Origin of the sequence: Neptunitalea chrysea, from assembly GCF_027924145.1 — a bacterium.
Taxonomy (GTDB): Bacteria; Bacteroidota; Bacteroidia; order Flavobacteriales; family Flavobacteriaceae; genus Neptunitalea; species Neptunitalea chrysea.
In genome coordinates this window covers 17,157-43,166 of record NZ_BRVP01000008.1, presented here as the reverse complement: position 1 = coordinate 43,166, position 26,010 = coordinate 17,157, and the positions used below count along the sequence as shown (strand labels likewise).

The following is a 26,010-nucleotide window of genomic DNA, read 5'->3' as shown; positions in this document are numbered from 1 at the left end:
AGGGGAGATGATGTTTCATCTCCTTTTTTTCTTGTTAGCATTTTTATCACCACGTGTTTTAGGCTTTTTATATTTTTTAGCAAGTTCTCTACGATAAGAACCTCCCATATTAATCTTTCTGTTTTTCTCCTTTTTATCATGGAAGGCAGCTCCACGTTCATCTTCTACTACTTTAGTAGGGTTATTGCGCTCTCTTACCTTATCACGTTCTTCAGGTAGCAACTGCTCATTAAATTCTAAATCATCTGGATTTTCTAATAAAGTAATTTGCTTTTGCATTAATTCTTGTATAGCAATAAGGTATTCTGCTTCTTTAGGCGTAGAAAATAAAATTGATTTTCCTTCTTTTTCAGCCCTACCTGTTCTACCAATACGGTGAATATAGTTTTCTGGATACTCCGGTACATCAATACTGATAACATGCGATAGTTGATCAAAATCTAATCCACGAGCAATAATATCACTGGCTACCAATACGCGTTTCTTACCATTATCAAAATTTTCGATAGCTCGTAAACGATAATTCTGTGTTTTATTGGAGTGGATAATAGCACATTGTCCCAAAAACATTTCTTCTAAATTTTCAAATAGAATATCTGCTTTCTTTTTATCAGGAGAGAATATAACTACCTTTTTAAAGGTCTCTTTATCTTTTAACAAACTACTTACCAAATTAATTTTGGTATAGAAGTTAGGTACTTCATAACGAGTTTGCTGAATATTGTCTAAAGGTGTACCTGATTCGGCTACTGAGATTTTTTCAGGAAATAAGAAAAAGTCTGTAATAAGGTCATCTACTTCTGTGGTCATAGTAGCAGAGAACATAATATTCTGACGTTTTTCGGGTAGCAGGTCAAAAATGTTCATTAACTGAAATCTAAACCCAAGGTCTAGCATTACATCTACTTCATCAATAACCAACTTTTGAATCGCTTTAAGGCTTAGCATACGGCTAATAGCCAAGTCGTACAATCTACCAGGGGTAGCTACAATAATATCTTGCCCTTCTTGCACTAGTGCAATATGAGTATTCATATTAACTCCACCATAAACACCTGCAACGCGTACATTCATGTAGGCGGTTAACTGTTCTACAGCTTCAACAACTTGTACTACTAACTCTCTTGTAGGTACTAATATTAAAACACGAGGAGTTTGCTGCTTAGAGAATTTTAATTCTCTTAAAATAGGTAATAGGTATGCAAATGTTTTTCCGGTACCGGTTTGGGCAATACCTACAACATCTTTACCTGAAAGAATTACAGGAAATGCCTGCTCCTGAATTGGAGTAGGAGTAGTATACCCTAAATCTTCTATAACATTATCTAAAAACTTGGTAAGTTTTAAATCTTCAAAAGTACCCATTACATATAAATTTATGCAAAGGTAGCTTTTTTTAAATTAGATATTTAACACTTTGCGTTCTTCAGAGGTTAATAATCTTGAATGAATAATAAATCGGACGCCCATTGGTATTTCCAAAGAGAAACTTGATCCTCTACCTGGCACCACATCTAAGGTTAGGTGTGTATGTTTCCAATATTCGTATTGGTCTTTACTCATCCAAAAATCGGCACCGTATATAGTTCCCAATTTAATATCAGATTCTCCTATTTTAAAATCATCTGTGGTAAAGCACATAGGTTGCGACCCATCGCAGCATCCGCCACTTTGGTGAAACATAATAGCTCCGTTTCTATCCTGCAGCTTGGCTATTAGTTCTCTTGCTTTATCTGTGGCACTAATCTTTTCTATATTCGTAATCATAACTTTTTCTCGATGATCGATATTTAATGCTACGAGACTTGTCTCGTAATTAAACCCCATATTCAATTATACTGTTTCGCGGGCTTTCCATGAAATAGGTTACTTGGTAATTAAGGTTAAATGTTATTTTTGGTATACCCTTAAGTAATTGGCTTTGAACAAACAAGGGCAGTACAAAACTGCCCTTATTATTTGCCCAATACATAATTTAAAAGAAACCAAGTTTTTGCTTACTATAAGAAATAAGCATGTTTTTGGTTTGTCTGTAGTGTTCTAACATCATTTTATGGTTCTCACGCCCAAATCCAGATTTTTTGTAACCACCAAATGGGGCATGAGCGGGGTATGCATGATAATTATTTACCCAAACTCTACCAGCTAAAATTTGTCGGGGTACTTGATACATTTCATGTGCATCACGCGTCCATACACCGGCACCTAGTCCGTATAAGGTATCGTTTGCAATTTCTAAGGCTTCTTCTGTTGTTTTAAAAGTAGTAACAGCTACAACAGGACCAAAGATTTCTTCTTGGAATACTCTCATTTTATTGTGTCCTTTAAAGATGGTAGGCTGAATGTAGTGTCCGTTTTCAAATTCTCCACCTAAATGGTTTTCGTCACCACCACATAATACTTCAGCACCTTCTTCTTTACCTATTTTCAGGTACGACATAATTTTCTCTTTCTGATCATTACTAGCCTGAGCTCCCATCATAGTTGCTGGGTCTAACGGATTACCACATACAATAGCTTTTGTTCTGGCTACTACACGCTCCATAAATTTGTCGTAAATGTCTTCGTGTACCAACATTCTTGAAGGACAAGTACAAACTTCGCCTTGATTTAAGGCAAACATAACAGCACCTTCTATGGCTTTATCAAAGAAATCATCATCGGCATCTCCAACAGATTTAAAGAAGATGTTAGGTGATTTACCACCTAATTCCATTGTAGTACGAATAATGTTTTCAGAAGCATATTGTAAAATTAATCTACCAGTGGTAGTTTCACCTGTAAAGGCAACTTTAGAAATTCTTGGAGATTGTGCTAATGGTTTACCAGCTTCAACACCAAAGCCGTTTACTATATTAATAACACCAGCCGGAATGATATCCTGAATAAGTTCCATTAAAACTAAAATAGAAGTGGGGGTTTGTTCAGCTGCTTTTACAACTGTAGTATTACCAGCAGCAATTGCCGGTGCTATTTTCCAAACCGCCATTAATAATGGGAAATTCCATGGGATAATTTGCCCAACAACCCCAAGTGGTTCATGCAGAGCAATACTCACGGTGTTCTCGTCTAATTCGGCTATAGTACTTTCTTCTCCTCTAATAACACCTGCAAAATATCTAAAATGGTCAATACATAAAGGAAGGTCGGCATTTAAAGTTTCTCTAATAGCTTTACCATTGTCAATGGTTTCAACAGTTGCTAAGTACTCTAAATTTTGTTCCATGACGTCTGCTATTTTTAATAAAACAGCACTTCTCTCAGTTGGAGAGGTACGACTCCAAGTTTTATAAGCTTCATGAGCTGCATCTAAAGCTAGTTCAATATCTTCTTTAGTAGATCTAGCTGCTTTAGCAATTAACTGTCCGTTTATAGGGGAAGTATTATCAAAATATTCACCTTTTACAGGGGCAACCCACTGGCCTCCAATGAAATTATCGTAGTGTTCCTTAAAGGAAACTTCTTTACCTACAAATGGGAAAGATTGTGTCATAGTATCCATAAAAATTATTTGATTTTGATTACTGATGTTAAAATTGATCAAAATTTTATTTAAATAATTGAACATTTGTATTTTTTTGTAGTACATTAGTATGATATCAATAAATATTGAGGTTTTGAATGCTAATTTGATAAATTATAAAAGTCTGAGAAAGATTGACACGCTGGTGGAAAACCGCACTGTTTATACGGCCGATTTTGCTGAATTGAATATCTACGAAACAAGACTAAAAGCCGAGAATGTTTATTTAGAATTTAGTTATCCTGTTATAGCTAGTATGATATCTGGAAAGAAGGTGATGCACCTTAACCAAATGAAGAATTTTGAGTTTTTACCAGGAGAGTCTGTGGTGTTACCTGCTAACGAAAAAATGATTATTGACTTTCCTACGGCAACGTTGGAGAAGCCAACAGAATGTTTAGCCTTAGGGATTGCATCGGACAAAATAAAAGAAACTGTTGCCTTTTTTAATGATCAAACTCGAATTGAATTTGAGAATGATAGTTACAACTTAGATGACTTAGCTATTCATTTAAATAATAACACAAATCTACAGGCATTGGTAGACCGTTTAATTATAACTTTTGTAGAAGGTAGTAAAGCGAAAGATGTATTGTTAGATTTAATGATAAAGGAGTTAATTGTTAGGTTATTACAAACCAAAGCTAGGGTGCTACTTTTAAATGATACAACACCACTCTTAGATGATAACAGAATAGCCTTTGTGGTAAAATATATACGAGAGCATTTAACAGAGGAAATAAATGTGGATAAACTGGCCGATAAGGCCTGTATGAGTAAATCTAGTTTCTTTAAGACCTTTAAGAATACGCTAGGAGAAACACCGATTGATTATTTAAATGCAGAACGTATTAAGTTTGCTAAGAAATTAATTAAGAATTCTAAATTCAAACTTAGGGATGTAGCTTTTCAATCAGGTTTTAACAATGTAAGCTATTTTAACAGACAGTTTAAAAAAATAGAAAAAATTACCCCTAAGCAATACCGTTCTATGTTATCATGAGTTTCGGTAACCAGAAAGCATAGCTACTATTTTATTCTTAATACGTATTGCTGTATTTATAATAATATAATATGCTTCTATAGTTAACAGCATAACTTCTTGCTTGACTAAAGCTGTTTTCTTGTCTATTTCTGGTTTGTATAGGTTGTATTTAAATGAAATAAATACATTAGTAAGTACAAAAATAATAGCTCCTGGTACAATGACATACGGAGATAACGAATGATTAAAGAATTTATACAACCCTAAGCCTGTAAAGCTACCATATAATAACATGAAGTGTATTATATATATTGATAAGGTATTTTGTCCTATTTCTATAAACTTGCGGTAGGTAAGTACATTTTGTAGTAACATGAAAAATGCAAATGAAAACATAACATTTCCTAGTCTAGCGTATAGGTAGTTGTTATCAAATATCATGTTAAATATTTCAATTCCGGTTACTTCATACATTTTATAAAAGAAAGGAGAACTACCAAATAATAATGCTACACCCAAAATTAGCGCTGTACTTATAGCGTATATATAAATATGTTTATGTCCTTTATAATGATTAAAAACATATGCTAAAAACGAACCGAATGCGGTATAACCAAACCATGGAAAAATAGTGAAAACAGATCCGTTTGCTTTGGTAAAGTAATTAGCAAACATTTTAGGCATATAATCAAACGTTAGTTGCGAATATACGGGTTCAAAAGTAAATAAGAATAGTGTAGCTGAAAGCAATAATAATGGCATCAACCACTTAGGTGTATTTTGCGTTAATAAGTAAATAGTAACTATTAATATTAGAGATAAACCTATACATTGTAATACATCTATCATATAAAACCCATCGTAGATTTGTCCTATTAATAGTCCGGCAATATTGGTACGTAATGCATACCCAATACCAATTAAATAAAAACCACGTCTGATTCCTTTTCTAACACGAATATTATCCCAACCGGTATGTACAGAATCTTTAATTAAAAGATACGTGAAAATAAAACCGGAAACAGTAAAAAAAGTAGGAGCTGTAATACCTCTAAAATACAACCAAACCGAATAGAAAATATTATTAGGATCTCTATATTCATGTCCTAAAAGACTATCGGTAAAATGCCCTTGAAGCATCATACAAATAGCAAAAGCACGAATAAGATCTATAAAATATAATCTAAAAGAAGATTGTTTCATACGGACTCCAGTTTTGCACAAAACTATATAAAAAAATAATAGCTTTATAAAGCAACCACCCTAATTTTATAGAATTTAATTATAAATATGATTCTAGTAAAATAGGGTTATTAAAATTTTGAAAATCATAATTTTAGAGCCAATTCCATTTTGTGTTGAATATCTTCTAAACAAAGATTTCCAATACTACCTTCGTGGGTATGATGTACATTTTTATCAGGAACAAAATGTCCTTTTTGAATTTCCATACCTATTTTTTTATAGGCATCTCTAAACGGCATACCGTCTTGAACCAACTTGTTTAAGGTATCTACGCTAAATAAATAATTGTATTTAGAATCGTTTAAGATATTGGTATTTATTTTAATATCCCGAAGTGTAAATACCGCCATTTCTAAACACGATTTTAACTCTTGTAAAGCTGGTACCAATAGCTCTTTAGATAGCTGTAAATCTCTATGATAGCCACTTGGTAAATTGGTTGTTAATAAGGCTAGTTGTTGAGGTAGTCCTTGTAATACATTGCATTTCCCTCTAATCAATTCAAATACATCTGGATTTTTCTTATGAGGCATAATACTACTTCCGGTGGTAAGCTCATCTGGGAAGCTTATAAAGTTAAAGTTCTGACTCATATACAAACAAATGTCCATACTCATTTTAGCCAGGGTAGCAGCAATACTACTCACCGCAAAGGCTGTGCTTTTCTCAGATTTACCTCTACTCATTTGTGCAGCCACTACATTGTATTTCATCGTCGTAAAGTCAAGTTCTTTAGTAGTGAAGGTTCTGTTGATATTGAAAGAACTACCATACCCGGCTGCACTTCCTAAAGGGTTTTGATCTACAACTTTAAAGGCTGCATTTAAAAAGTATACATCGTCTATTAAGCTTTCTGCATACGCCGAAAACCATAACCCAAACGAAGAAGGCATAGCTACCTGTAAATGGGTATAGCCAGGTATAAGAATGTCTTTATAGGCTTCAGCATTACTCATAAGTAGATTAAATAGCTCTTTAACTTGCACCTTTATTTCGTTTATTTCCTCTTTTAGGTACAAATGAACCGCCACTAAAACCTGATCGTTTCTTGAGCGAGCTGTATGTATTTTTTTTCCGGTATCTCCTAATTTTTGAACTAATAGAAATTCTATCTTAGAATGCATATCTTCAAACGTATCCTCAATAGTAAACTCATCATTGTCAATAGTAATAGCTATTTCATCTAAGGCTAAAATAACATCCAGTGTTTCCTTAGTGGTTAAAATGCCAATGTTGCCTAACATCTTAGCATGTGCTTTAGATGCTTGCACATCGTATTTGCCTAGTAATAAGTCTAGTTGTCTGTCATTACCAACGGTAAAATGGTCTATTTTTTTATCGGTACTAAAACCTTTATCCCAAAGTTTCATAATAATTATTGTAAAAAGGTGCTTAAAATTTTAATGTAAAGATCAATTCCTTCTTCAATTTCATGAAGATAGATGAATTCATCTGCTGAGTGCGATCGGGTAGAATCTCCAGGGCCTAACTTTAAAGACTGGCATGATAATACCGATTGATCTGAAAGGGTAGGAGAGCCATAGGTTACTCTACCTAAAGCAATACCAGCTTTTACCAAATCGTGCTTTTTATTTATAGAAGACGAGTTTAAGCGTAACGATCGTGCTTTTACTTCACATGGTGCTTCTCTAGCTAAAATTTCTGCTATTTCTGCATTGGTATATTTATCGTTTACTCTTACATCTATTACCAATTCTACTTCTGCCGGTACTACATTATGTTGTTTACCTGCTTTAATTTGAGTAACAGTGAGTTTTACTTCTCCTAATACCTCAGATACGTTCTCAAATTTCTTCTGTTCAAACCATTTTAAAACGTCTATACAATTGTAGATAGCATTATTGTTGTTAGGATGTGCCGCATGACTAGGAGTTCCTTTTACCACGGCATCAAATACCAACAATCCTTTTTCAGCTATTGCTAGATTCATTAGGGTAGGTTCTCCAACAATGGCTACATCAATTTTTGGTAAATGTGTTAACATACTGTTTAAACCATTAGGACCAGAACTTTCTTCTTCAGCGGACGCTACAATTACGATGTTATGCGATAGATTTTCTTTTTCATAGAAATGAACAAAGGTTGCAAGCAAGCTTACTAAACATCCTCCAGCATCGTTACTTCCCAAACCGTATAATTTACCGTCTTCTTCAATAACTTTAAACGGATCTTTGGTATAGCCCGTATTTGGCTTTACGGTATCATGGTGGGAGTTTAATAATAATAAAGGTTTACCCTCTTTATAATGTTTATTAAATGCATAAATATTATGTTGCTTGCGTTGAAAAGGAATATCGAATTTGGTAAGCCATTTTTCAATAAGAGCAGCAGTACCTTCCTCTTCAGATGAAAATGAAGGAGTCTCTATTAGTTGTCTCAGTAGCTCGGTGGCTTGTTCGGTTAAATGTTCCTGAATAATCATAACGTAATTGTTGTGTGTTTTTGTTGGCTGTTTTCTACAATCATTTTTGTATTGCCAATACAAACCTTTTTTACATTTTGTTTTAAGGCTTCAAAAGCATTGTACAATTTAGGAATCATTCCTTCAGTAACAATCTTTTCCGCTAATAGTGTTGGGTAATTTTCAGTGTTAATATGTTCAATAACTGAATCTTCATTATTAATATCTTTCATCACCCCATTTTTCTCAAAACAATAGTAAAGAGCAGTGTTATAAATATTGCTCATCCCTACCGCAATGGTAGCAGCTATGGTATCGGCATTGGTATTAAAAAGCTGACCGTTACCATCATGGGTGATAGCACAGAATACAGGTGTTAATCCACTTTTTAATAAGGCATCAATGGTTTGTTCGCTAATCCCTGTAACATCGCCTACATAACCGTAATCAATAGTTTTAACAGGGCGTTTTATAGCCTGTATGGCATTACCATCTGCACCTGACAAACCAATAGCGTTACAGCCATTCCCTTGTAATTTGGCAACAATGTTTTTATTAGCAAAACCACCATATACCATGGTAATAACCTTTAGAGTTTCAGCATCTGTAATACGGCGACCTTCTACCATAGTAGTTTCAATTCCTATTTTTTCAGCTAATTGTGTGGCTAATTTACCACCACCATGAACCAAAATTTTGGGTCCTTTAACAGCTGCAAAATCGGTAATGAAGGCTTCTAGAGCCGTTTCATTTTCTATTACGTTTCCACCTATTTTAATGATTTTTAGTTCCATGGGTTTATTTTAAATGCTCTAAAATTCTTTTTAAAACTACTTGCGCTGAATAAGTACGGTTGTTAGCTTGTTCAATAACTACAGAAGCATCACTGTCTATCACTTCATCGGCTACAATTACATTTCTACGTACCGGAAGACAGTGCATAAACTTAGCGTTATTGGTAACAGCCATTTGTTTGTTAGAGATGGTCCAGCTTGGATCGTTATTTACTACTTTACCATACTCCTTGTAATTACTCCAGTTTTTCACATAGATAAAATCGGCATCTTTAAAAGCTTCTTCCTGATCGTACACAATAGGCGTATCCTTGGTCACTTCCGGATTTAATTCATATCCTTCAGGGTGGGTAATCACAAAATCAACATCCATACGTTGCATCATTTTTGTAAACGAATTAGCTACGGCATGGGGTAGTGCTTTAGGATGCGGAGCCCAACTTAAAACCACCTTAGGTTTAGCTGTTTTTTTAAGTTCGGTTATGGTAATAGCATCTGCTAAAGCCTGTAAAGGATGTGCCGTAGCACTTTCCATATTCACAATAGGTACACTACCGTATTTCTTAAAGTTGTTTAGCACATGCTCCGATAAATCTTTTTCCTTATCAGTTAATGTAGGGAAGGCTCTAATAGCTATAATATCACAATATTGAGATATAACGGCAGCGGCTTCTTTGATGTGTTCAGTGGTGCTACCATTCATAACAGTACCATCTTCAAATTCTAATCCCCAGGCATCTGCACCAAAATTTATTACAATACAATGCATCCCCAATTGTTGGGCTGCTTTTTGTGTGCTTAGTCTGGTACGTAGACTAGAGTTAAAAAACAATAGTCCAATAGTTTTATGTTTGCCCAATTCCTCAAAAGAATACGGGGCTTTTTTTAATGAAATAGCTTCATCTATTATTTCGTGGAGGTTGTTAATATCTGATATATCTAAATATTCTTTCATTTTTACGTTGTCAATTTCATATTATACGGGCTGCAAAATCGATTTTAAGGCAGTTAAAAAAGTATCAATATGTTCTTTCTGAACAGTTAACGGAGGTAGAATACGTAATAACTTTTTGTTTTTAGCACTACCAGTGAAAATATGATAATCGTAGATAAGCTTTTTACGTAGTTCAGCTACTTCAAAATCAAATTCTAAACCAAGCATCAATCCACGTCCTTTGATGGTTTTAACCCCTGGAATTTCAGTTGCTTTTTTCTTAAAATATTCAGAAAGCACTTTTACATGTTCCATAAGGCTTTCATCCTTCATTACATCTAATACAGCAATTCCGGCAGCGCAGGCCAGGTGGTTACCACCAAAAGTAGTACCTAACATTCCAAACCATGCCTCAATAGAAGGATGTAATAAAATCCCACCAATAGGGAATCCGTTCCCCATTCCTTTTGCCATGGAGATCACATCAGGCGTTACATTGTATGCCTGAAAGGCGAAAAAGTTTCCGGTTCTACCGTATCCTGCTTGTACTTCGTCTGCTATTAAAAAGGTGTTGTTTGCTTTACAAAGCGTATCTACGTTTTCATAAAATTCAGCAGTGGTTTCATCTAAACCACCAACCCCTTGAATAAACTCTAAAATAACAGCACAAACATCTCCTTTTTCAAGTTCTGTTTTAACACTGTCAATATCTCCAAGTTCTAAAAAGGTAACTTTTTGTTGGGCATTGATTGGGGCAACAATTTTTGGATTATCAGTTGCGGCAACGGTTGCTGAGGTTCTTCCGTGAAAAGAATTTCTAAACGAAATCACTCTAGATTTACCGGTAACAAACGAGGCTACTTTGAGCGCATTCTCATTTGCTTCTGCACCTGAATTACATAAGAATAGGTTATACGAATCACAACCAGACAATTCTCCGAGTTTTTCCGCTAATTCCTTCTGTAACGGATTGTGTATAGCGTTAGAGTAAAACCCTAGTTTAGCAACTTGTTCCTGAATATTAGAAACATATTTAGGATGCGCATGCCCAATAGAAATTACAGCATGCCCTCCGTACAGGTCTAAATATTCAACACCTTTGTTGTCATAAACAAATACATCGTTACCTTTTACAGGGGTGATATCATATAATGGGTAAACATTAAATAGTTTCATACTTACGATTTAGAAATTTGATTGATTTTATCAAAAGAAGCAATTAGACCTTTAATTAACGAGGAGCTTAACCCTTCGTGTTCCATTTCGTTAAGGCCTTCTATGGTACAACCTCCTGGAGTGGTTACACGGTCAATTTCTTGTTCGGGATGATGTCCTGACTCTACCAATAAGCTAGCTGCACCTAAACAGGTGTGCATAGACATTTCCAGCGCTTCATTAGATTCAAATCCTAACTGAATAGCCCCTTGTGTCGTAGCTCGTATCAAACGCATCCAAAAAGCAATACCGCTGGCGCATATTACCGTTGCTGCCTGCATTTGCTCTTCGGGAATCTCTATTGCATTTCCTAGACGTTTAAAAATAGCCATAGCAACATTTACACGTTTTTTACCTTTTTCATTAGAGCAAATACATGTCATAGACTTACCTACTGAAATAGCGGTATTTGGCATGGCTCTTACAATAAATTGATCGCTACCAACAATAGCTTCAATTTTCGGTATTTTAAATCCGGTTACAGTTGAGATCAGTACATGCTTTTCAGTAAGTATGTCTTTAATTTCATGTAAGACACCTTCTAAATGTCTTGGCTGAACAGCTAATAAAATAATATCAGATTTTTCAACCGCCTCTTTGTTGCTTGTAGTAGTGAAAACATTGCCATAGTCGGCATAATTTTCTATAGAAGAAACAGACCGTTTGGTAAGGTATAGCGAAGTAATGGCATTATTAACAATGAGTCCTTTGGCAATCGCCAATCCTAAATTTCCGGCTCCTAATATGGCTATTTTCATGGTAGTAAAAGTTTAGCTTCCTTTAATTAGAAATCAATGATTAAAAATAACTTGCTTTTAAATGCAATCCTGTAGTTTCTTCTAGTCCAAACATTAGATTCATGTTATGAACTGCTTGTCCGCTAGCACCTTTTAATAAGTTATCTATACAACTGGTAATTAAAATTTTATTCTCGTGTTTGTGTACATGTAGCAAACATTTATTGGTGTTCACTACTTGTTTTAAATGTAATGGCGTATCTGAAACCGTAGTGAATACAGCATCTTTATAGAAAGTTTTAAACAGCTCTTTAGCTTCTTCCAAACTTCCTTCATATTTTGTATATGCCGTAACAAAAATACCTCTAGTAAAATCGCCTCTGTAAGGCATAAAGTTTAATTCCTCAGAAAAGGCTCCTTGTAATGAGACCAACGTTTCTGAAATTTCACCTAAATGCTGATGTGTAAAAGGCTTGTAATACGAGAAATTATTGTTACGCCATGTAAAATGACTCGTTTCTGATAACGATTGTCCGGCACCAGTACTACCAGTTACCGCATGTATATGTACATCATTCTGCAATAACTTCTCATTAGCTAATGGTAATAGCGCTAACTGAATAGCGGTAGCAAAACACCCCGGATTGGCAATGTTATGAGCATTTATAATTTCTTGTTTCTGAAACTCAGGGAGCCCGTATACAAAATCTCTTCCGTTAAACGAAGCATCTTTTTCTAAACGGAAATCGTTACTTAAATCAAGTACTTTAGTATGCGCTGCAAAGGTATTCGCCTCTAAGAATTTCTTAGAATTTCCATGACCTAAGCATAAGAAAACTATATTCACGTTCGGGTTTACTTTGTCTGTAAATGTAAGGTTTGTTTCACCTTCTAAATCTTGATGAATACTGCTTACCAAATTACCAGCGTTAGAAGTACTATAAGCAAAATTAATTTCCGCTTTAGGATGATTTAAAAGTATTCTTATAAGTTCTCCTGCGGTGTATCCCGCACTTCCTGCAATACCAACTTGTATCATAACTCTCCGTTTACGTGATAATAAATTTTGTTCTGATTTGAAGTAAGCTTAATAAAGCCTTTAGCATCTTCAGCTGTCCATCCTTTATTCATTTCACCATAACTTCCAAAGGATGCATTCATTAAGTCGTGCTCAGAAGCAATACCGTCTAATTGGAATCTGTATGGTAATAAGGTTGCAAATACATCACCTGATACATTTTTCTGAGAGTCGGCTAAAAAAGACTCAATATTTCTCATTACTTCATCAAGGTATTGACCTTCATGTAATAACATACCGTACCAGTTAGCTAAATACTCTTTATGGTGTTGTTGCCATTTAGTAAGTACATGTTTTTCTAACAAATGGTGTGCTTTAATAATAATGATAGGAGCAGCGGCTTCAAAACCAACTCTACCTTTAATACCAATAATAGTATCACCTACATGTATATCTCTTCCAATAGCATATTTAGATGCCATTTCACTTAACAACTGAATGTTTATCTGAGGTGCATTTTTATTTCCATCAATAGCCGTAAGTTCTCCTTTTGTAAAGGTTAATACAACTTTCTTAGGAGTAGTTTCCTCTAATTGACTAGGGTAGGCTTCTTCTGGTAAAGTACCGTGAGAAGTTAATGTTTCACTACCTCCAACACTGGTACCCCACAATCCTTTGTTAATAGAATATTTTGCTTTTTCCCAGCTGTATTCAATTCCGTTTTCTTCTAGGTACGCTATTTCAGACTCTCTAGATAATTGTAAATCTCTAATTGGAGTAATGATTTCAATTTCAGGAGCTAATATTTGAAAAATCATATCAAATCTTACTTGGTCATTACCGGCACCGGTACTACCGTGAGCAATATATTGAGCCCCAATTTTTTTAGCGTGGTTAATAATTTCAATTGCTTGCACTATACGTTCTGCACTAACAGAAAGTGGATATGTGTTATTTTTAAGAATGTTTCCGTAAATTAAATATCTTACTACTTTTTGGTAAAAAGAGGTTAAAGCATTAATACTTACATAAGAAGCAACACCAATGGCATATGCTTTTTCTTCCATTATTTTAATTTCAGTTTCAGAAAAACCACCAGTATTTACGCTAACTGCATGTACTTCAAAACCCTTTTCTTTAGATAAATATTTTGCGCAATATGAGGTGTCTAAACCACCACTGTAGGCTAAAATTAGTTTTTTCATTTTTTGTGTTCTTTTTCTTTAGGTAAGAATAAATGTTGTTTGATATTTTTTAATCGTTGTAATACTTTTTTGTCGTAGCTATGATCGTGTGATGCTTGCTTATTTTTTTTTGTTTTTTTTATCTCAGAATCATAAAGCATACCAGTACACAAACACATTTTTTGTTCTGTACGCTGTAAAATATCGTAGTTTTTACATGTTTGGCAACCTTTCCAGAAGGTAGGATCATCGGTTAACTCTGAAAAGGTTACAGGTTTATAACCTAATTCGTAGTTAATTTTCATAACAGCCAATCCGGTGGTAATACCAAATATTTTGGCCTTGGGAAATTTTTCCCTTGATAAATTAAAAATCTCTTTTTTTATGCGTTTTGCCAGTCCCATATTTCTGTAATCGGGGTGCACAATTAATCCAGAGTTGGCCACAAATTTTTCATGACTCCACACTTCGATATAGCAAAACCCAGCGAATTTATCGCCCTCTAACGCTATAACAGCATTGCTATTTTCCATTTTTGTGATAACATATTCTGGAGTTCTTTTGGCAATACCAGTTCCACGAACCTTGGCTGATTCTGCCATAGTTTCGCAAATGATAGTAGCATATTTACTATGAGATTTATTGGCAACAACAATCTTCATTTCAACAATTTAAGAATTAATTATAATAAAAAGGATATTCTTTCTGGAGAAAAGAACCGGACTCACCTAAGTTCTATAAAAAAGTATCACCCTTACGGGCGGCGACGTACAGTACGGGGTAAGTGAAAGCTAATTTCAGTATGCTGAAATTGATTTCTAAGATATATGTAAAATGAGTTTAAAAACATGGAATAAAAATGAAAAATAAATCAATAACTTCTTTAACCAACTACTAATTAGTTATTACAGCGGCGGCGTTCGGGAGAACTATAAGGGAATCTAGGTGTTATGTTTAAAAAACTATTTTTCATATAACAATGTTACAAATATATTTTTAAATAAAAACAATCTTTTTTTTAATAGTTTGTTAAATTTGCCACACTTTTTTATATCAATGAAGAGAAAGACCCAAATTTTTTCGATCCCCACAAATAGCTTACTTAAAGAAAAGTTACTACAATGGTCTTCTGGTTTTGAGGAAGTTATTTGGTTAGATTCCAATGAATATTTTGATCAATACAGTGAATTTGATGCTGTTTTAGCAGTAGATGCGCTTACCGTTTTAAAAAAGAAAGACACCAACGATGGCTTTGAAGCATTGAAAGAGTATCAAAAAACGACCAACGATTACATTTTTGGATATTTAAGTTATGATTTAAAAAATGAAACTGAAGCTTTAATATCTAATAATATCGATGCGTTAGCATTTGATTTGCTTTATTTTTTTCAACCTAAAAAAATTATTTACTTAAAGGGGAATGAGTTAATTTTTTCTTATTTGGGAATGGTTGATGAAGAAATAGAAAGTGACTTACAAGAAATTCAAGACACAATGATTTTTGAGGAGCATATGAATGATGTTCTACAAGTTTGCGATAGAATTTCAAGGCCTGATTATTTAAAAAAGGTGGAAACAATGCAAGAATATATGCATAGAGGAGATATTTATGAGGCTAATTTATGTATGGAGTTTTATGCTGAAAATGCAACGATTAATCCGTTAAGTATTTATAAAAAACTCAATGCAATATCTACACCACCATTTGCTACTTTTTTAAAATTAGAAGGAAATTATTTACTTTCAGCTTCACCAGAGCGATACATAAAAAGAAAAGAGACAGAGGTTATTTCACAACCCATTAAAGGTACAGCAAAACGATCTACCGATGAAGGGGAAGATAAGGCTTTGATTCATACCCTAAAAAATGACACCAAAGAGCGGGCAGAGAATATTATGATCGTTGATTTAGTAAGAAATGATCTATCGCATTTTGCAACCAAAGGAAGTGTTAAGGTAGCGGAGTTATGTGAAGTCTATACTTTTGAACAAGTACATCAGTTAATTTCAACCGTTGTTGCAGAGGTGCCGATGGATGTAAATTCTGTAGACTTAATAAAAAGTACATTTCCGATGGGGAGTATGACTGGAGCACCAAAGATTTCAGCTATGAATATTATAGAGGAATTGGAAGAAACCAAAAGAGGTTTGTATAGTGGCTCTGTAGGATATTTTGAACCCAATGGAGATTTTGATTTTAATGTGGTAATCAGAAGTATTCTTTACAATTCAACCAAACAATATGCTTCATTTTCGGTTGGAAGTGCTATAACCTCCTTATCAGACCCCGAAAAGGAATATGAAGAATGCCTTCTCAAGGCAAATGCCATGAAACGAGTGCTTTGTGAAAAGGTTAATTAGAACTTAAGAATTTCTAACAAAGAACTTAGTATCTTTGACGTATGTTCAGCGAATTTAAACATCACATTTTAAAAACGTTTCCTGATGTATTTCAGAAAAAACTACTGCTTGCGGTAAGTGGAGGAGTAGATAGTATGGTGTTGTTACATCTTTTCAAGCAACTTCATGTAAAAGTTTATGTGGCTCATTGTAATTTTCAACTACGTGGAGAGGAGAGTGATGGGGATGAAAAACAGGTAAAAGAAGTAGCTGAATTTTATGACTTCCCATTTTTTACAGTTCGTTTTGATACGCTACAATATGCGAATGAAAAAGGACTGAATACGCAATTAGCTGCTAGAGAATTACGATATAATTGGTTTTATGAATTATGCGAAGCACATTACTTAGATACTATTGTAATTGCCCATCATGCTAATGATAGGTTAGAAACTTTTTTAATAAATCTTTCAAGGGGTACGGGTATTGAAGGACTTTCGGGAATACCTGAAGTGAATAATAAAGTGATTCGTCCATTATTGCCATTTTCAAGAGAGACCATTTTAACTTATGCAAAAGAGCAGAGTATAAAATGGAGAGATGATAGTAGTAATGCATCTGATAAGTACTTAAGGAATAACATACGACATCATATAGTGCCGCTTTTAGAAGAGTTACATCCTAACTTTTTGAACAATTTTATAAAAACACAAACGTTTTTAACAGGAACCAAAGAAATTTTAGAAACACAGATAGCGGAGGTGAAGGCTAGATTATTTGTGAAAGAAGAGGAGGATGTGTTTAAAATATCAATTGCTTTTTTACAAGATTTGACACCATTATCAGCTTATTTGTACGAGCTGTTTAAAGGGTATGGATTTACAGCTTGGAAAGATTTAGAAAATTTACTGAAGGGTGAAACGGGTAAAAAGATTGTATCGGATTCACACGAATTAAGCAAACATCAAAACAATTTGTTATTACGACCTTTAAGTTATGAATCGGAAGTCGTATATAGCTTCAATAAATTACCATCTATAATTAATGAACCCTTAAATTTAACTATAGAAATGGTAAATGAAATGCAAGAAAGAGGGGAATCTATTATATATGTTGATAGAGAAAAGTTAAATTTGCCGCTTATTGTAAGGAAACGAGAAAACGGAGACTATTTTTATCCATTTGGAATGCGTGGAAAGAAGAAGGTGAGCAAGTTTTACAAAGACGAAAAATATTCTGTAATCGACAAAGATACTCAATGGCTTTTATGTTCAGGAACAGATATCATTTGGATTATAGGAAAGCGAGCCGATCAGCGTTTTAGTGTAACCAACATAACAACATCAATTTTAAAAATACAACTGCAATCGTAATGAGAAAATTATTAGTAGTACTACTTCTATTAACCGGAATATCCGGATTTGCACAGCTAGGGAACCAGGAAATGAACGAACCGGTAAAGTGGTTCTATAAGGTAGAAAAGATTTCAGATACCGATTTCAATTTAATTTTTAAAGCAACCATAGAGCGTGATTGGCACGTATATTCTCAGTTTACAAAAGAGGGTGGGTCGCTTCCAATGACTATTAAATTTGAAAATTTAGGAACGGATTATGAGTTGGTAGGTATTGCAGAAGAAGGAGATACGTATACGGAATACAACGATATTTTTGAGGTTGATGAAACCTTTTTTAAAGATGAACTATTCGTTAAACAACGCGTACATTTATTAAAGGGAGATATTAAAGCTATTTACGGTAAGCTTGATTACCAAGTATGTAAATTGGTATGTATTAATGGGTCTGAGGATTTTGCTTTTTCACTAACAGGACAAAAGGCTGAGGTAAAGAAAAAGGAATTGACACAACATGATATAGAGGAAGCGGATAAACTTGAGTTTGTGGCTAAAAATACACATTATTTAGAAGGAGCACAAAAAGAAAAAAGTTATTGGGAAGTTTTTGTATTGGGCTTCATAGGTGGATTTATAGCTTTATTAACCCCATGTGTTTTTCCTATTATACCTTTAACAGTATCATTTTTTACAAAGCGTAACGAGAAATCGAGTAAGGGAAAAGCTAATGCTTTTCTATATGGCTTTTTTATTGTATTAATCTATTTATTGTTAAGTGTTCCTTTTCATGTTATAGATAGTATGAATCCGGATGTGCTTGGGAATATCTCTACGAATGCAATTTTGAATACGGCATTTTTTGTCATCTTCTTATTTTTTGCATTTTCATTTTTCGGGTATTATGAAATTACGTTGCCAACATCATGGTCTAATAAAATGGACAATGCCTCAAGTGTCGGAGGAATAGTTGGTATTTTCTTTATGGCAGTAACTTTAGCCATTGTTTCTTTTTCGTGTACTGGACCTATTTTAGGATCATTGCTAGCAGGTTCTTTAGCATCTGACGGAGGTGCTATGTTGCTAACAGTTGGTATGGGAGCCTTTGGTTTAGCCTTGGCGTTACCGTTTGCATTTTTCGCATTGTTCCCTAATATGCTAAAATCGTTACCAAAATCGGGTGGTTGGATGACCACAACGAAGGTGGTATTAGGATTCTTAGAATTGGCGTTTGCACTTAAGTTTTTATCTAATGCAGATTTAGTAATGCACTGGGGTATTTTAAAACGTGAAATATTTGTAGGTATCTGGGTAGTGATATTTGTACTGCTAACACTTTATATATTTGGTGTATATAGATTTCCGCATGATGGAAAAGGAAAGATTTCTAAAGGAAGAATAGGGTTGGGGATTGTTACAGGAGTTTTTGCTGTTTATTTGGCATTAGGTTTATTTGGAGTTAATAAATTACAGATGTTAAGTGGTTTTCCACCACCATCGTTCTATTCAATTTTTAAAGATAAAGGCGAAGAAAGTGATTTAACTGTTTTCCAAGATTTAGATGAAGGTTTAGCATATGCTAAAGAACATGATAAATTAGTAATGCTTGACTTTACAGGATGGGCTTGTGTAAACTGTAGAAAGGTAGAAGAGTTAATTTGGACAGACCCAGAGGTAAATAAAATATTAAAAGATAGAATTGTAATTATCTCTTTGTATACCGACGATAGAATGAAATTACCAGAGAACGAACAATTTAAGTATGAGTATGATAATGGTAGTGTAAAGGAAATAGAAACGGTAGGAGATAAATGGTCTACAATGCGTTATATTAACTTTAAAACTACGTCTCAACCATATTATATGTTAATGACTACTGATTTTGAGTATCTAAACAAGCCAATGCAATATGAGCCTTTAGAAGCTTATTTGGAATGGTTAAAAGAAGGGGTAACGAACTCTGAAAGATAAAGAATAACAATAGCTTATATATTGAAAACGTCCTATTCTGGGTTTGGAATAGGACGTTTTTTGATTGATGAATGAACTGAATATAACGATTAATCGGTTTCTTCTAGTTGAAAAATAGTCTCTACAGATACTTCAAAAAACTGAGCTAGTTTTAAAGCTAACACCGTAGAGGGTACATACTTACCTTTTTCCATGGCATTAATGGTTTGACGACTAACATTAATAATTTCAGCTAACTGCGCCTGAGTAACATCCTTTATGGCTCTTTGTACTTTTATATTATTCTTCATAACTCATTTCTTTATTGGATTTGTACAGTACATAATGGAATCTTATGATAAAGAAGATTAATTGAAAGAATAAATTGTATACCAGAAAGGTAAGGTAGATACCTCCGTAAATAAATAACGAAATTAATACATTAAGAATAGAGGTAACGTAAAATGCCCATATAAGTGATTCGGAACGTAATTTACTGGTAAATTCATCTTCAATCTTAAGTTTAGAAAAGCCTACCAAAACCCCTCCAAAAATAATTCCGGTAATTAATAGCTCATCAAAAATACCAGTTTTAATAATTTGAAAGAATTGTCCTCCGTCACTTCCTAAAAACGGATCATTGTAAATAGCTAAAAAAGGAACGATTAAAGAATCTCCGTCAAATAAATCATTTGTAATGTGCATCATGATGCCTAGCACAATAGATACCCCAAACAAAATCCAACCGAAGTTTTTGTATCGGTGTGGAAATAAATAACGTGTTTTCATAAATATGATGTTTTTTAATTAATGATGTTCAAAAGTAATGTATTTTTATCTAAAAGTAAAGTTTATTTTACTTTTTATATAGTTTTTTTGTCTTTTTGAATATGGTAAATGTTAATTTTAGTTTAAGTGAAGGTGTTTTTGATAATTAGAAATATATTTAGGCTAGCAAACAAACAAATATGATGAAGCTAAGATACTTGGTTTTACTGCTTTTTTGTGTCTATGTATCTCAGGCACAAGAGTATGTGGTAAAAGAACATTACACAAAGCAGGAGGTCTCTATTAAAATGAGAGATGGTATACACTTACATACCACAATTTACAGTCCAAAAGATACCAGCAAAAAATATCCGATAATAATGCAGCGTACTCCGTACAGTTGCAGGCCTTATGGACCAGATAAATTTAAAAAATCAATTGGTCCGGATGAAGGAATGATGAAAGAGGGGTATATTGTAGTATATCAGGATGTACGTGGGCGTTGGAATAGTGAAGGCGTTTATGATAACATGCGAGCTTATATCCCTAACAAGAAAGGGAAAGAAGTAGATGAAGCTTCCGATACGTATGATACCATAGACTGGCTGGTAAAAAATGTTGCTAACAATAATGGCAATGTAGGTACATGGGGAATTTCTTATCCCGGATTTTATGCTTCTTATTCCTTGCTATCGGGGCATCCGGCTTTAAAAGCAGTTTCTCCACAAGCATGTATTGGCGATTTCTTTTTTGATGATTTTCACCATAATGGAGCTTTCTTATTGAGTTATTGGAGAATTACCGGATTGTTTGGGTATATGAAAGACCAACCTACAACAAAATCTTGGTATAAATTTCCTGATGTAAAGGCAAAGGATCAATATCAGTTTTTTTTAGATCATATGCCACTATCAACCTTAGATGCGTATGATTCTAAAGAGAATGTATTTTATGAGCAAATAAAAGATCATCCTAATTACGATACCTTTTGGAAATCGAGAGGATTGGTACAGTATTTAGATAAACTACCTGAAAAGCCCGCAGTAATGTTTGTAGGAGGGTGGTTTGATGCAGAAGATTTATACGGACCATTGAACTCCTATGCTCAGGTTGAAAAAAATAAGAAGATATACAATACGATAGTATTGGGACCATGGAGCCATGGTGACTGGGCAAGAAAACATGGAAGGCAGGCTATTGGTAATGTATACTTTGGAGATAGTATTTCGGCATTTTTTCAAGGAAATATCCAGAGTAAGTTTTTCCGCCATTTTTTAAAAGATAATGGTAAAGGAAAGTCAGAGTTACCAGAAGCGTATATGTATGATACAGGATTAAATGAATGGAAACAATTTGATACATGGCCACCTGTAAATACGAATAAAGAAGTTTTAGGTTTAGAGGCTAATGAGCGTTTGTCAAAAGTAATGACACGCGAATTTTCGTTTGCTGAGTTTGTGAGCGATCCTAAAAAGCCGGTACCCTATTCTGAAGATATTAAGTTTGTGTTTACCCCAAGAAAATATATGACCGATGATCAGCGCTTTGCTGCAAGAAGACCAGATGTGTTGGTTTTTGAAACAGAAGTATTGGGGGAAGATGTTACCCTAGCCGGAGATATTATGGCAAAATTAAAAGTGTCTACCACCGGAACCGATGCTGATTGGATTGTGAAGGTTATTGATGTATTTCCGGAATATGCAGAAGACTTCGAAGAAACACAAGATTATTTAAAAATGAGTAATTATCATATGATGGTGAGAAGTGAGGTAATGAGAGGTCGTTTTAGAAATAGTTTTGAAACTCCTGAGCCCTTTCAACCAAACAAGGTAGAGGAGGTTAACATAAAACTACAAGATGTACTACATACTTTTAAAAAAGGACATAAGATTCAAGTACAAATACAAAGTTCATGGTTTCCGTTAATTGATATGAATCCGCAAACTTTTGTTAAGAATATCTACAAGGCAAAACCAGAAGATTTTAAAAAGCAGACACATAGAGTCTATAATATGTCAACAATTGAATTTAATATTCTAAAAATGTAATCAACCTATTGAAATTTAAGTCATTATACACATGCTTAATAAGTGTTTGTTTTAAGTTCGTTAATTTTTCAGTATTCAGTTTCAGAATATGACAAATTTAGAGGGTTAATTTTGTCAAAATAATTACATTTACAATTCAAATAAATTATCTAACTATACTAACTAAATTATATTTATGAGTTCATCTTTTGATTTTTGGGATTATGTTGTGTTTATAGGATACGCAATATTAATTCTTGGAGTTGGTTTGTTTGTATCTAGAGGAAAGAAAGATAAGGAGCGTAATGCCGAAGATTATTTCTTAGCAAGTAAATCATTACCATGGTGGGCAATTGGAGCTTCACTAATCGCGGCGAATATTTCTGCAGAACAATTTATTGGAATGTCGGGATCTGGTTTTGCAACCGGATTAGCCATAGCCTCTTATGAGTGGATGGCAGCCCTAACGTTAATTATTGTTGGGAAATACTTTTTGCCAATTTTCATTCAGAAAGGATTATATACCATTCCTGAGTTTATAGAGAAAAGATATTCTACAAACTTAAAAACCATTTTGGCCGTTTTCTGGATTGGGTTATATGTGTTTGTAAACCTTGCTTCTGTATTATACTTAGGAGCATTAGCTATACAAACAATTATGGGAGTTCCTTTAATGTATGGAGTAATAGGTTTGGCATTATTTGCTGCTGCTTACTCTTTATACGGAGGTTTATCTGCTGTAGCATGGACAGATGTTATACAGGTAGTATTCTTAGTCTTAGGGGGTATTATAACCACTTATTTGGCGTTAAATACGGTTGCTGATGGTGAAGGAATAGTAAAAGGATTTGAGATTATTACCGAAAGGGCTCCAGATCATTTTGCCATGATACTTGATGAAACCCATAAAGGATACAGTGATTTACCGGGTATTTGGGTATTAGTAGGAGGTATGTGGGTTGCCAACTTATACTATTGGGGCTTTAACCAATATATTATTCAAAGAACTTTAGCGGCTAAATCATTACAAGAATCTCAAAGAGGTATTTTAATGGCGGCGTTCTTAAAGTTATTAATTCCTTTTGTAGTAGTTATTCCTGGTATTGCTGCTTATGTAATTGCCAACGACCCAGAAATGTTAGCAAAACTAGGGCATTTAGGAACGAGTAATTTGCCTGATATGCAACATGCTGATAAAGCATACCCATGGTTACTACAGTTTTTACCAGTAGGACTTAAAGGGGTGGCTTTTGCTGCATTAGCTGCTGCGGTTGTATCTTCTTTAGCATCTATGCTTAACTCTACATCTACCATATTTACAATGGATATTTATAAGCAATATATTAACCCAAATGCAAATGACAGAACTACCGTAAATGTGGGTAGAATTTCTGCTGCTGCTGCTTTGGTTATTGGTTGTTTTATGGCTCCGTTATTAGGGGGTATCGATCAGGCATTCCAGTTTATACAAGAGTATACGGGTATTGTAAGCCCAGGTATTTTAGCGGTATTCTTATTAGGATTATTCTGGAAGAAAGCAACTAACAAAGGTGCTATTGTTGGGGTATTAGCTTCTATTCCGATTGCGTTTTACTTTAAAATACCAAATATGGCCAATATTTCTAATCCGTTATTATTAGACTTGCCATTTATGAACCAAATGGGATTAACGGCAGTTTTAACGATGTTAATTATTGTTATAGTAAGTTTATCTGAAGGTAAAGGAGAAGATAGTCCTAAAGGAATTAGTTTAGGTGGCGGACTGTTTAAAACAGGAAGCGTATTTAATATTGGAGCATTTGCTGTAATGATTATTTTAGCTTTCTTATACGCTATGTTCTGGAGCGCTAAATAAGCTTACCTATAAAATATATTGAAAAGCCGAATTATTGATTCGGCTTTTTTTGTATAAGCACTTTTAAAGCTCCTGTAGACCAAAGTGCCCAAAGTATTAAAACTGGTTGAAAGAATAATCGAATTAGCCGAGCCTTGTCTGTATTTAACCCAAAGGCATTGGTATGTTTTAGATACTGAGCAATATTACCAGGAAAAATGAGTACATAGAAGATAGCCAGTGCTAAGCCTACGTATACTTTGTATTGATATAAGAATACCATTACTAATCCTAATAGAAGTTCAATAACTCCTGAGGCTATTACAACAAAATCTTTAGAAAGCGGTACCCAATTAGGTACCTGCGCCTGAAATTCTTCCCGTTGTACCGTCATATGTCCTATGGCGGCTAATATCATAAAAGCACCTAATAGTATACGCAAGATGTTTTGCCAAATGTTTGTTTCTGTATATTTTTTCATATTTAAATATATATACGTTTTTTTATTCTTTTACGTTGTAATTAAAGAGTTTTCTAAAGGTATCATATTACAGAGTAAGGGTAGGTTTCAAATTATTAAAAATGAAAAAACATTAACGTATTCTTACCATTTTAGAGTTGTGGTACGTACATATAGCTGCTATTTTTGTAAAAAATGCTGCTATGAATACCAAATCGAATACCACTAGAAAAAGCCGATTAAGGCTTTTACATCAATATTACTCCTATACAGGCTTTTACTCTTTTGTTGGTAAAAGTATCTACAAGGCAATTATACCTATAGTTATTTTTATTATTGCATTAGTGTGTGTGCATTTTTTTGTGATAGACATTAACGATGCCCTGGCCTATGCCACAGAGCATTTTCCACCATTAGGGGTGTTGGGTATGTTTTTTGCTTCAGAGAGTATCTTAGGACTTATTCCTCCTGAAATATTTATTGCATGGTCTAGTAAGTTAGCGCACCCATATTTGTACTTAGCAGCTTTAGCTACCTTATCCTATACAGGAGGTATTATCTCGTATGCTATGGGACGTAGTATTGCTAATATTCCAAGCGTATTTAATTATCTGGAAGGTTCTATGTCAAAACACATTAAAAATATGCGTAAATGGGGAGGTCTCTTGATTATAGTAGGAGCAACGCTACCATTGCCTTTTGCCTTGTCTAGTATGGCAGCGGGTATAATTAAGTTTCCTTTTAAAAGTTACTTGGCTTTTGGATTGTTACGTTTTGTACGTTTTTTAGTGTACGGAGTGGCCATTTTTGGGGTTATGTAACGATACTTTATAACATAAAGCTAATATGTGATAGTGTTTAAAATTGATATAAGTACTATTTATAAAAATGGTATCATGGCTATTTATTTCTTCAGATGTAATACAAATTCATTGTTTGTTTAAACCACTACAACTGCTTTTACCCGATGGAGAGGCTAATGATTGTGTAATGAATGCTTTGTAAGAAAGGTTGAATTGTTTTCGAGAGTATTTTTATGGGTATTGTGAAATATTAGGTTGTGAGGAGAAAGATTAATGATGCTGTATGAAATCATTGTAACACCCCATCTTATTTATATTACTCATAATTGAGTAGTTCTTTTTTAACATGAAATTGTTATTTTTATAGTTAATATTTATAGGTATAAAAAAACATAATTCTTAAAGCTACTGTGTTAGTTG

Annotated in this window: 23 protein-coding genes; 7 read left to right on the top strand and 16 right to left on the bottom strand. The window is 34.0% G+C overall.

Features of this window, described 5'->3' with window-relative positions:
* Positions 1–15: 15 nt before the first annotated feature.
* From NBRC110019_RS07115 to NBRC110019_RS07105, 3 genes are all read right to left on the bottom strand, one after another.
* Positions 16–1,365, bottom strand: coding sequence for a DEAD/DEAH box helicase (locus tag NBRC110019_RS07115; RefSeq protein WP_281753601.1), 1,350 nt, complete (start codon positions 1,363–1,365; stop codon positions 16–18).
* A gap of 36 nt (positions 1,366–1,401) precedes the next feature.
* Positions 1,402–1,767 carry a DUF779 domain-containing protein gene (locus NBRC110019_RS07110; protein WP_281753599.1) on the bottom strand — a complete coding sequence of 122 codons (366 nt, stop codon included), beginning with the start codon at positions 1,765–1,767 and terminating at the stop codon, positions 1,402–1,404.
* A 208-nt stretch (positions 1,768–1,975) separates the two neighbouring features.
* Positions 1,976–3,502 (bottom strand): aldehyde dehydrogenase family protein, encoded by a 1,527-nt coding sequence (locus tag NBRC110019_RS07105; RefSeq protein WP_281753597.1) that lies wholly within the window; start codon positions 3,500–3,502, stop codon positions 1,976–1,978.
* 91 nt (positions 3,503–3,593) lie between these two features.
* On the opposite strand from NBRC110019_RS07105, the gene NBRC110019_RS07100 reads away from it, so the two are divergent.
* Positions 3,594–4,526 (top strand): AraC family transcriptional regulator, encoded by a 933-nt coding sequence (locus tag NBRC110019_RS07100; protein ID WP_281753595.1) that lies wholly within the window; start codon positions 3,594–3,596, stop codon positions 4,524–4,526.
* On the opposite strand, the gene NBRC110019_RS07095 is transcribed toward NBRC110019_RS07100, so the two are convergent.
* From NBRC110019_RS07095 to NBRC110019_RS07050, 10 genes are all read right to left on the bottom strand, one after another.
* A complete protein-coding gene (locus NBRC110019_RS07095; protein WP_281753593.1) occupies positions 4,521–5,711 on the bottom strand; it encodes a heparan-alpha-glucosaminide N-acetyltransferase domain-containing protein in 1,191 nt (396 codons plus the stop codon). The genes NBRC110019_RS07100 and NBRC110019_RS07095 overlap by 6 nt on opposite strands.
* A gap of 125 nt (positions 5,712–5,836) precedes the next feature.
* Entirely contained in the window at positions 5,837–7,123 is a 1,287-nt protein-coding gene (gene argH, locus NBRC110019_RS07090) for an argininosuccinate lyase (protein ID WP_281753591.1), read from the bottom strand.
* A 5-nt stretch (positions 7,124–7,128) separates the two neighbouring features.
* Positions 7,129–8,196 carry a M20 family metallo-hydrolase gene (locus NBRC110019_RS07085; RefSeq protein ID WP_281753589.1) on the bottom strand — a complete coding sequence of 356 codons (1,068 nt, stop codon included), beginning with the start codon at positions 8,194–8,196 and terminating at the stop codon, positions 7,129–7,131.
* Positions 8,193–8,969, bottom strand: a complete 777-nt coding sequence (gene argB, locus NBRC110019_RS07080) for an acetylglutamate kinase (protein WP_281753587.1) — start codon at positions 8,967–8,969, stop codon at positions 8,193–8,195. Before argB ends, NBRC110019_RS07085 begins: the two co-directional genes overlap by 4 nt.
* A gap of 4 nt (positions 8,970–8,973) precedes the next feature.
* Complete coding sequence (locus tag NBRC110019_RS07075; protein WP_281753586.1) at positions 8,974–9,924, bottom strand: N-acetylornithine carbamoyltransferase; 951 nt, start codon at positions 9,922–9,924, stop codon at positions 8,974–8,976.
* A 21-nt stretch (positions 9,925–9,945) separates the two neighbouring features.
* Positions 9,946–11,079, bottom strand: coding sequence for an aspartate aminotransferase family protein (locus NBRC110019_RS07070; RefSeq protein ID WP_281753584.1), 1,134 nt, complete (start codon positions 11,077–11,079; stop codon positions 9,946–9,948).
* A gap of 2 nt (positions 11,080–11,081) precedes the next feature.
* Positions 11,082–11,876: a pyrroline-5-carboxylate reductase gene (gene proC / locus NBRC110019_RS07065; RefSeq protein ID WP_281753583.1), complete on the bottom strand. Its 795-nt coding sequence runs from the start codon at positions 11,874–11,876 to the stop codon at positions 11,082–11,084.
* A gap of 40 nt (positions 11,877–11,916) precedes the next feature.
* Positions 11,917–12,894, bottom strand: coding sequence for an N-acetyl-gamma-glutamyl-phosphate reductase (argC, locus tag NBRC110019_RS07060; protein ID WP_281753582.1), 978 nt, complete (start codon positions 12,892–12,894; stop codon positions 11,917–11,919).
* Positions 12,891–14,078 (bottom strand): argininosuccinate synthase domain-containing protein, encoded by a 1,188-nt coding sequence (locus NBRC110019_RS07055; RefSeq protein WP_281753580.1) that lies wholly within the window; start codon positions 14,076–14,078, stop codon positions 12,891–12,893. The genes argC and NBRC110019_RS07055 overlap by 4 nt, the downstream gene beginning before the upstream one ends.
* A complete protein-coding gene (locus tag NBRC110019_RS07050) occupies positions 14,075–14,719 on the bottom strand; it encodes a GNAT family N-acetyltransferase (protein ID WP_281753579.1) in 645 nt (214 codons plus the stop codon). The genes NBRC110019_RS07055 and NBRC110019_RS07050 overlap by 4 nt, the downstream gene beginning before the upstream one ends.
* A 394-nt stretch (positions 14,720–15,113) precedes the next feature.
* Between NBRC110019_RS07050 and NBRC110019_RS07045 the strand changes: the two genes are divergently transcribed.
* The 3 genes from NBRC110019_RS07045 to NBRC110019_RS07035 are packed head-to-tail and all read left to right on the top strand — an operon-like array spanning position 15,114 to position 19,719.
* Positions 15,114–16,418, top strand: coding sequence for an anthranilate synthase component I family protein (locus NBRC110019_RS07045; protein ID WP_281753578.1), 1,305 nt, complete (start codon positions 15,114–15,116; stop codon positions 16,416–16,418).
* A 41-nt stretch (positions 16,419–16,459) separates the two neighbouring features.
* On the top strand, positions 16,460–17,770 hold the full coding sequence (gene tilS / locus NBRC110019_RS07040) for a tRNA lysidine(34) synthetase TilS (protein ID WP_281753577.1): 1,311 nt from the start codon (positions 16,460–16,462) through the stop codon (positions 17,768–17,770).
* Complete coding sequence (locus NBRC110019_RS07035; RefSeq protein WP_281753576.1) at positions 17,770–19,719, top strand: protein-disulfide reductase DsbD family protein; 1,950 nt, start codon at positions 17,770–17,772, stop codon at positions 19,717–19,719. The genes tilS and NBRC110019_RS07035 overlap by 1 nt, the downstream gene beginning before the upstream one ends.
* A gap of 89 nt (positions 19,720–19,808) precedes the next feature.
* Here the strand turns inward: NBRC110019_RS07035 and NBRC110019_RS07030 are convergent, their stop codons facing one another.
* Both NBRC110019_RS07030 and NBRC110019_RS07025 read right to left on the bottom strand, forming a co-directional pair.
* Complete coding sequence (locus tag NBRC110019_RS07030; protein WP_281753575.1) at positions 19,809–20,009, bottom strand: helix-turn-helix transcriptional regulator; 201 nt, start codon at positions 20,007–20,009, stop codon at positions 19,809–19,811.
* A complete protein-coding gene (locus NBRC110019_RS07025; protein ID WP_281753574.1) occupies positions 19,999–20,487 on the bottom strand; it encodes a hypothetical protein in 489 nt (162 codons plus the stop codon). Before NBRC110019_RS07025 ends, NBRC110019_RS07030 begins: the two co-directional genes overlap by 11 nt.
* Before the next feature lie 179 nt (positions 20,488–20,666).
* Here NBRC110019_RS07025 and NBRC110019_RS07020 point away from each other — a divergent pair, with 179 nt between their 5' ends.
* Both NBRC110019_RS07020 and NBRC110019_RS07015 read left to right on the top strand, forming a co-directional pair.
* Positions 20,667–22,514, top strand: coding sequence for a CocE/NonD family hydrolase (locus NBRC110019_RS07020; RefSeq protein WP_281753573.1), 1,848 nt, complete (start codon positions 20,667–20,669; stop codon positions 22,512–22,514).
* A 175-nt stretch (positions 22,515–22,689) separates the two neighbouring features.
* Complete coding sequence (locus NBRC110019_RS07015; RefSeq protein ID WP_281753572.1) at positions 22,690–24,348, top strand: sodium/sugar symporter; 1,659 nt, start codon at positions 22,690–22,692, stop codon at positions 24,346–24,348.
* A gap of 31 nt (positions 24,349–24,379) precedes the next feature.
* On the opposite strand, the gene NBRC110019_RS07010 is transcribed toward NBRC110019_RS07015, so the two are convergent.
* Positions 24,380–24,808 carry a DoxX family protein gene (locus NBRC110019_RS07010; RefSeq protein ID WP_281753571.1) on the bottom strand — a complete coding sequence of 143 codons (429 nt, stop codon included), beginning with the start codon at positions 24,806–24,808 and terminating at the stop codon, positions 24,380–24,382.
* A 182-nt stretch (positions 24,809–24,990) separates the two neighbouring features.
* On the opposite strand from NBRC110019_RS07010, the gene NBRC110019_RS07005 reads away from it, so the two are divergent.
* Complete coding sequence (locus tag NBRC110019_RS07005) at positions 24,991–25,608, top strand: YqaA family protein (protein ID WP_281753569.1); 618 nt, start codon at positions 24,991–24,993, stop codon at positions 25,606–25,608.
* Positions 25,609–26,010: the final 402 nt, after the last annotated feature.

Coding starts and splice junctions, on each gene's coding strand:
- NBRC110019_RS07115 (WP_281753601.1), bottom strand. CDS start 1,365: ATGGGTACTTTTGAAGATTTAAAACTTACCAAGTTTTTAGATAATGTT.
- NBRC110019_RS07110 (WP_281753599.1), bottom strand. CDS start 1,767: ATGATTACGAATATAGAAAAGATTAGTGCCACAGATAAAGCAAGAGAA.
- NBRC110019_RS07105 (WP_281753597.1), bottom strand. CDS start 3,502: ATGGATACTATGACACAATCTTTCCCATTTGTAGGTAAAGAAGTTTCC.
- NBRC110019_RS07100 (WP_281753595.1), top strand. CDS start 3,594: ATGATATCAATAAATATTGAGGTTTTGAATGCTAATTTGATAAATTAT.
- NBRC110019_RS07095 (WP_281753593.1), bottom strand. CDS start 5,711: ATGAAACAATCTTCTTTTAGATTATATTTTATAGATCTTATTCGTGCT.
- argH (WP_281753591.1), bottom strand. CDS start 7,123: ATGAAACTTTGGGATAAAGGTTTTAGTACCGATAAAAAAATAGACCAT.
- NBRC110019_RS07085 (WP_281753589.1), bottom strand. CDS start 8,196: ATGATTATTCAGGAACATTTAACCGAACAAGCCACCGAGCTACTGAGA.
- argB (WP_281753587.1), bottom strand. CDS start 8,969: ATGGAACTAAAAATCATTAAAATAGGTGGAAACGTAATAGAAAATGAA.
- NBRC110019_RS07075 (WP_281753586.1), bottom strand. CDS start 9,924: ATGAAAGAATATTTAGATATATCAGATATTAACAACCTCCACGAAATA.
- NBRC110019_RS07070 (WP_281753584.1), bottom strand. CDS start 11,079: ATGAAACTATTTAATGTTTACCCATTATATGATATCACCCCTGTAAAA.
- proC (WP_281753583.1), bottom strand. CDS start 11,876: ATGAAAATAGCCATATTAGGAGCCGGAAATTTAGGATTGGCGATTGCC.
- argC (WP_281753582.1), bottom strand. CDS start 12,894: ATGATACAAGTTGGTATTGCAGGAAGTGCGGGATACACCGCAGGAGAA.
- NBRC110019_RS07055 (WP_281753580.1), bottom strand. CDS start 14,078: ATGAAAAAACTAATTTTAGCCTACAGTGGTGGTTTAGACACCTCATAT.
- NBRC110019_RS07050 (WP_281753579.1), bottom strand. CDS start 14,719: ATGAAGATTGTTGTTGCCAATAAATCTCATAGTAAATATGCTACTATC.
- NBRC110019_RS07045 (WP_281753578.1), top strand. CDS start 15,114: ATGAAGAGAAAGACCCAAATTTTTTCGATCCCCACAAATAGCTTACTT.
- tilS (WP_281753577.1), top strand. CDS start 16,460: ATGTTCAGCGAATTTAAACATCACATTTTAAAAACGTTTCCTGATGTA.
- NBRC110019_RS07035 (WP_281753576.1), top strand. CDS start 17,770: ATGAGAAAATTATTAGTAGTACTACTTCTATTAACCGGAATATCCGGA.
- NBRC110019_RS07030 (WP_281753575.1), bottom strand. CDS start 20,009: ATGAAGAATAATATAAAAGTACAAAGAGCCATAAAGGATGTTACTCAG.
- NBRC110019_RS07025 (WP_281753574.1), bottom strand. CDS start 20,487: ATGAAAACACGTTATTTATTTCCACACCGATACAAAAACTTCGGTTGG.
- NBRC110019_RS07020 (WP_281753573.1), top strand. CDS start 20,667: ATGATGAAGCTAAGATACTTGGTTTTACTGCTTTTTTGTGTCTATGTA.
- NBRC110019_RS07015 (WP_281753572.1), top strand. CDS start 22,690: ATGAGTTCATCTTTTGATTTTTGGGATTATGTTGTGTTTATAGGATAC.
- NBRC110019_RS07010 (WP_281753571.1), bottom strand. CDS start 24,808: ATGAAAAAATATACAGAAACAAACATTTGGCAAAACATCTTGCGTATA.
- NBRC110019_RS07005 (WP_281753569.1), top strand. CDS start 24,991: ATGAATACCAAATCGAATACCACTAGAAAAAGCCGATTAAGGCTTTTA.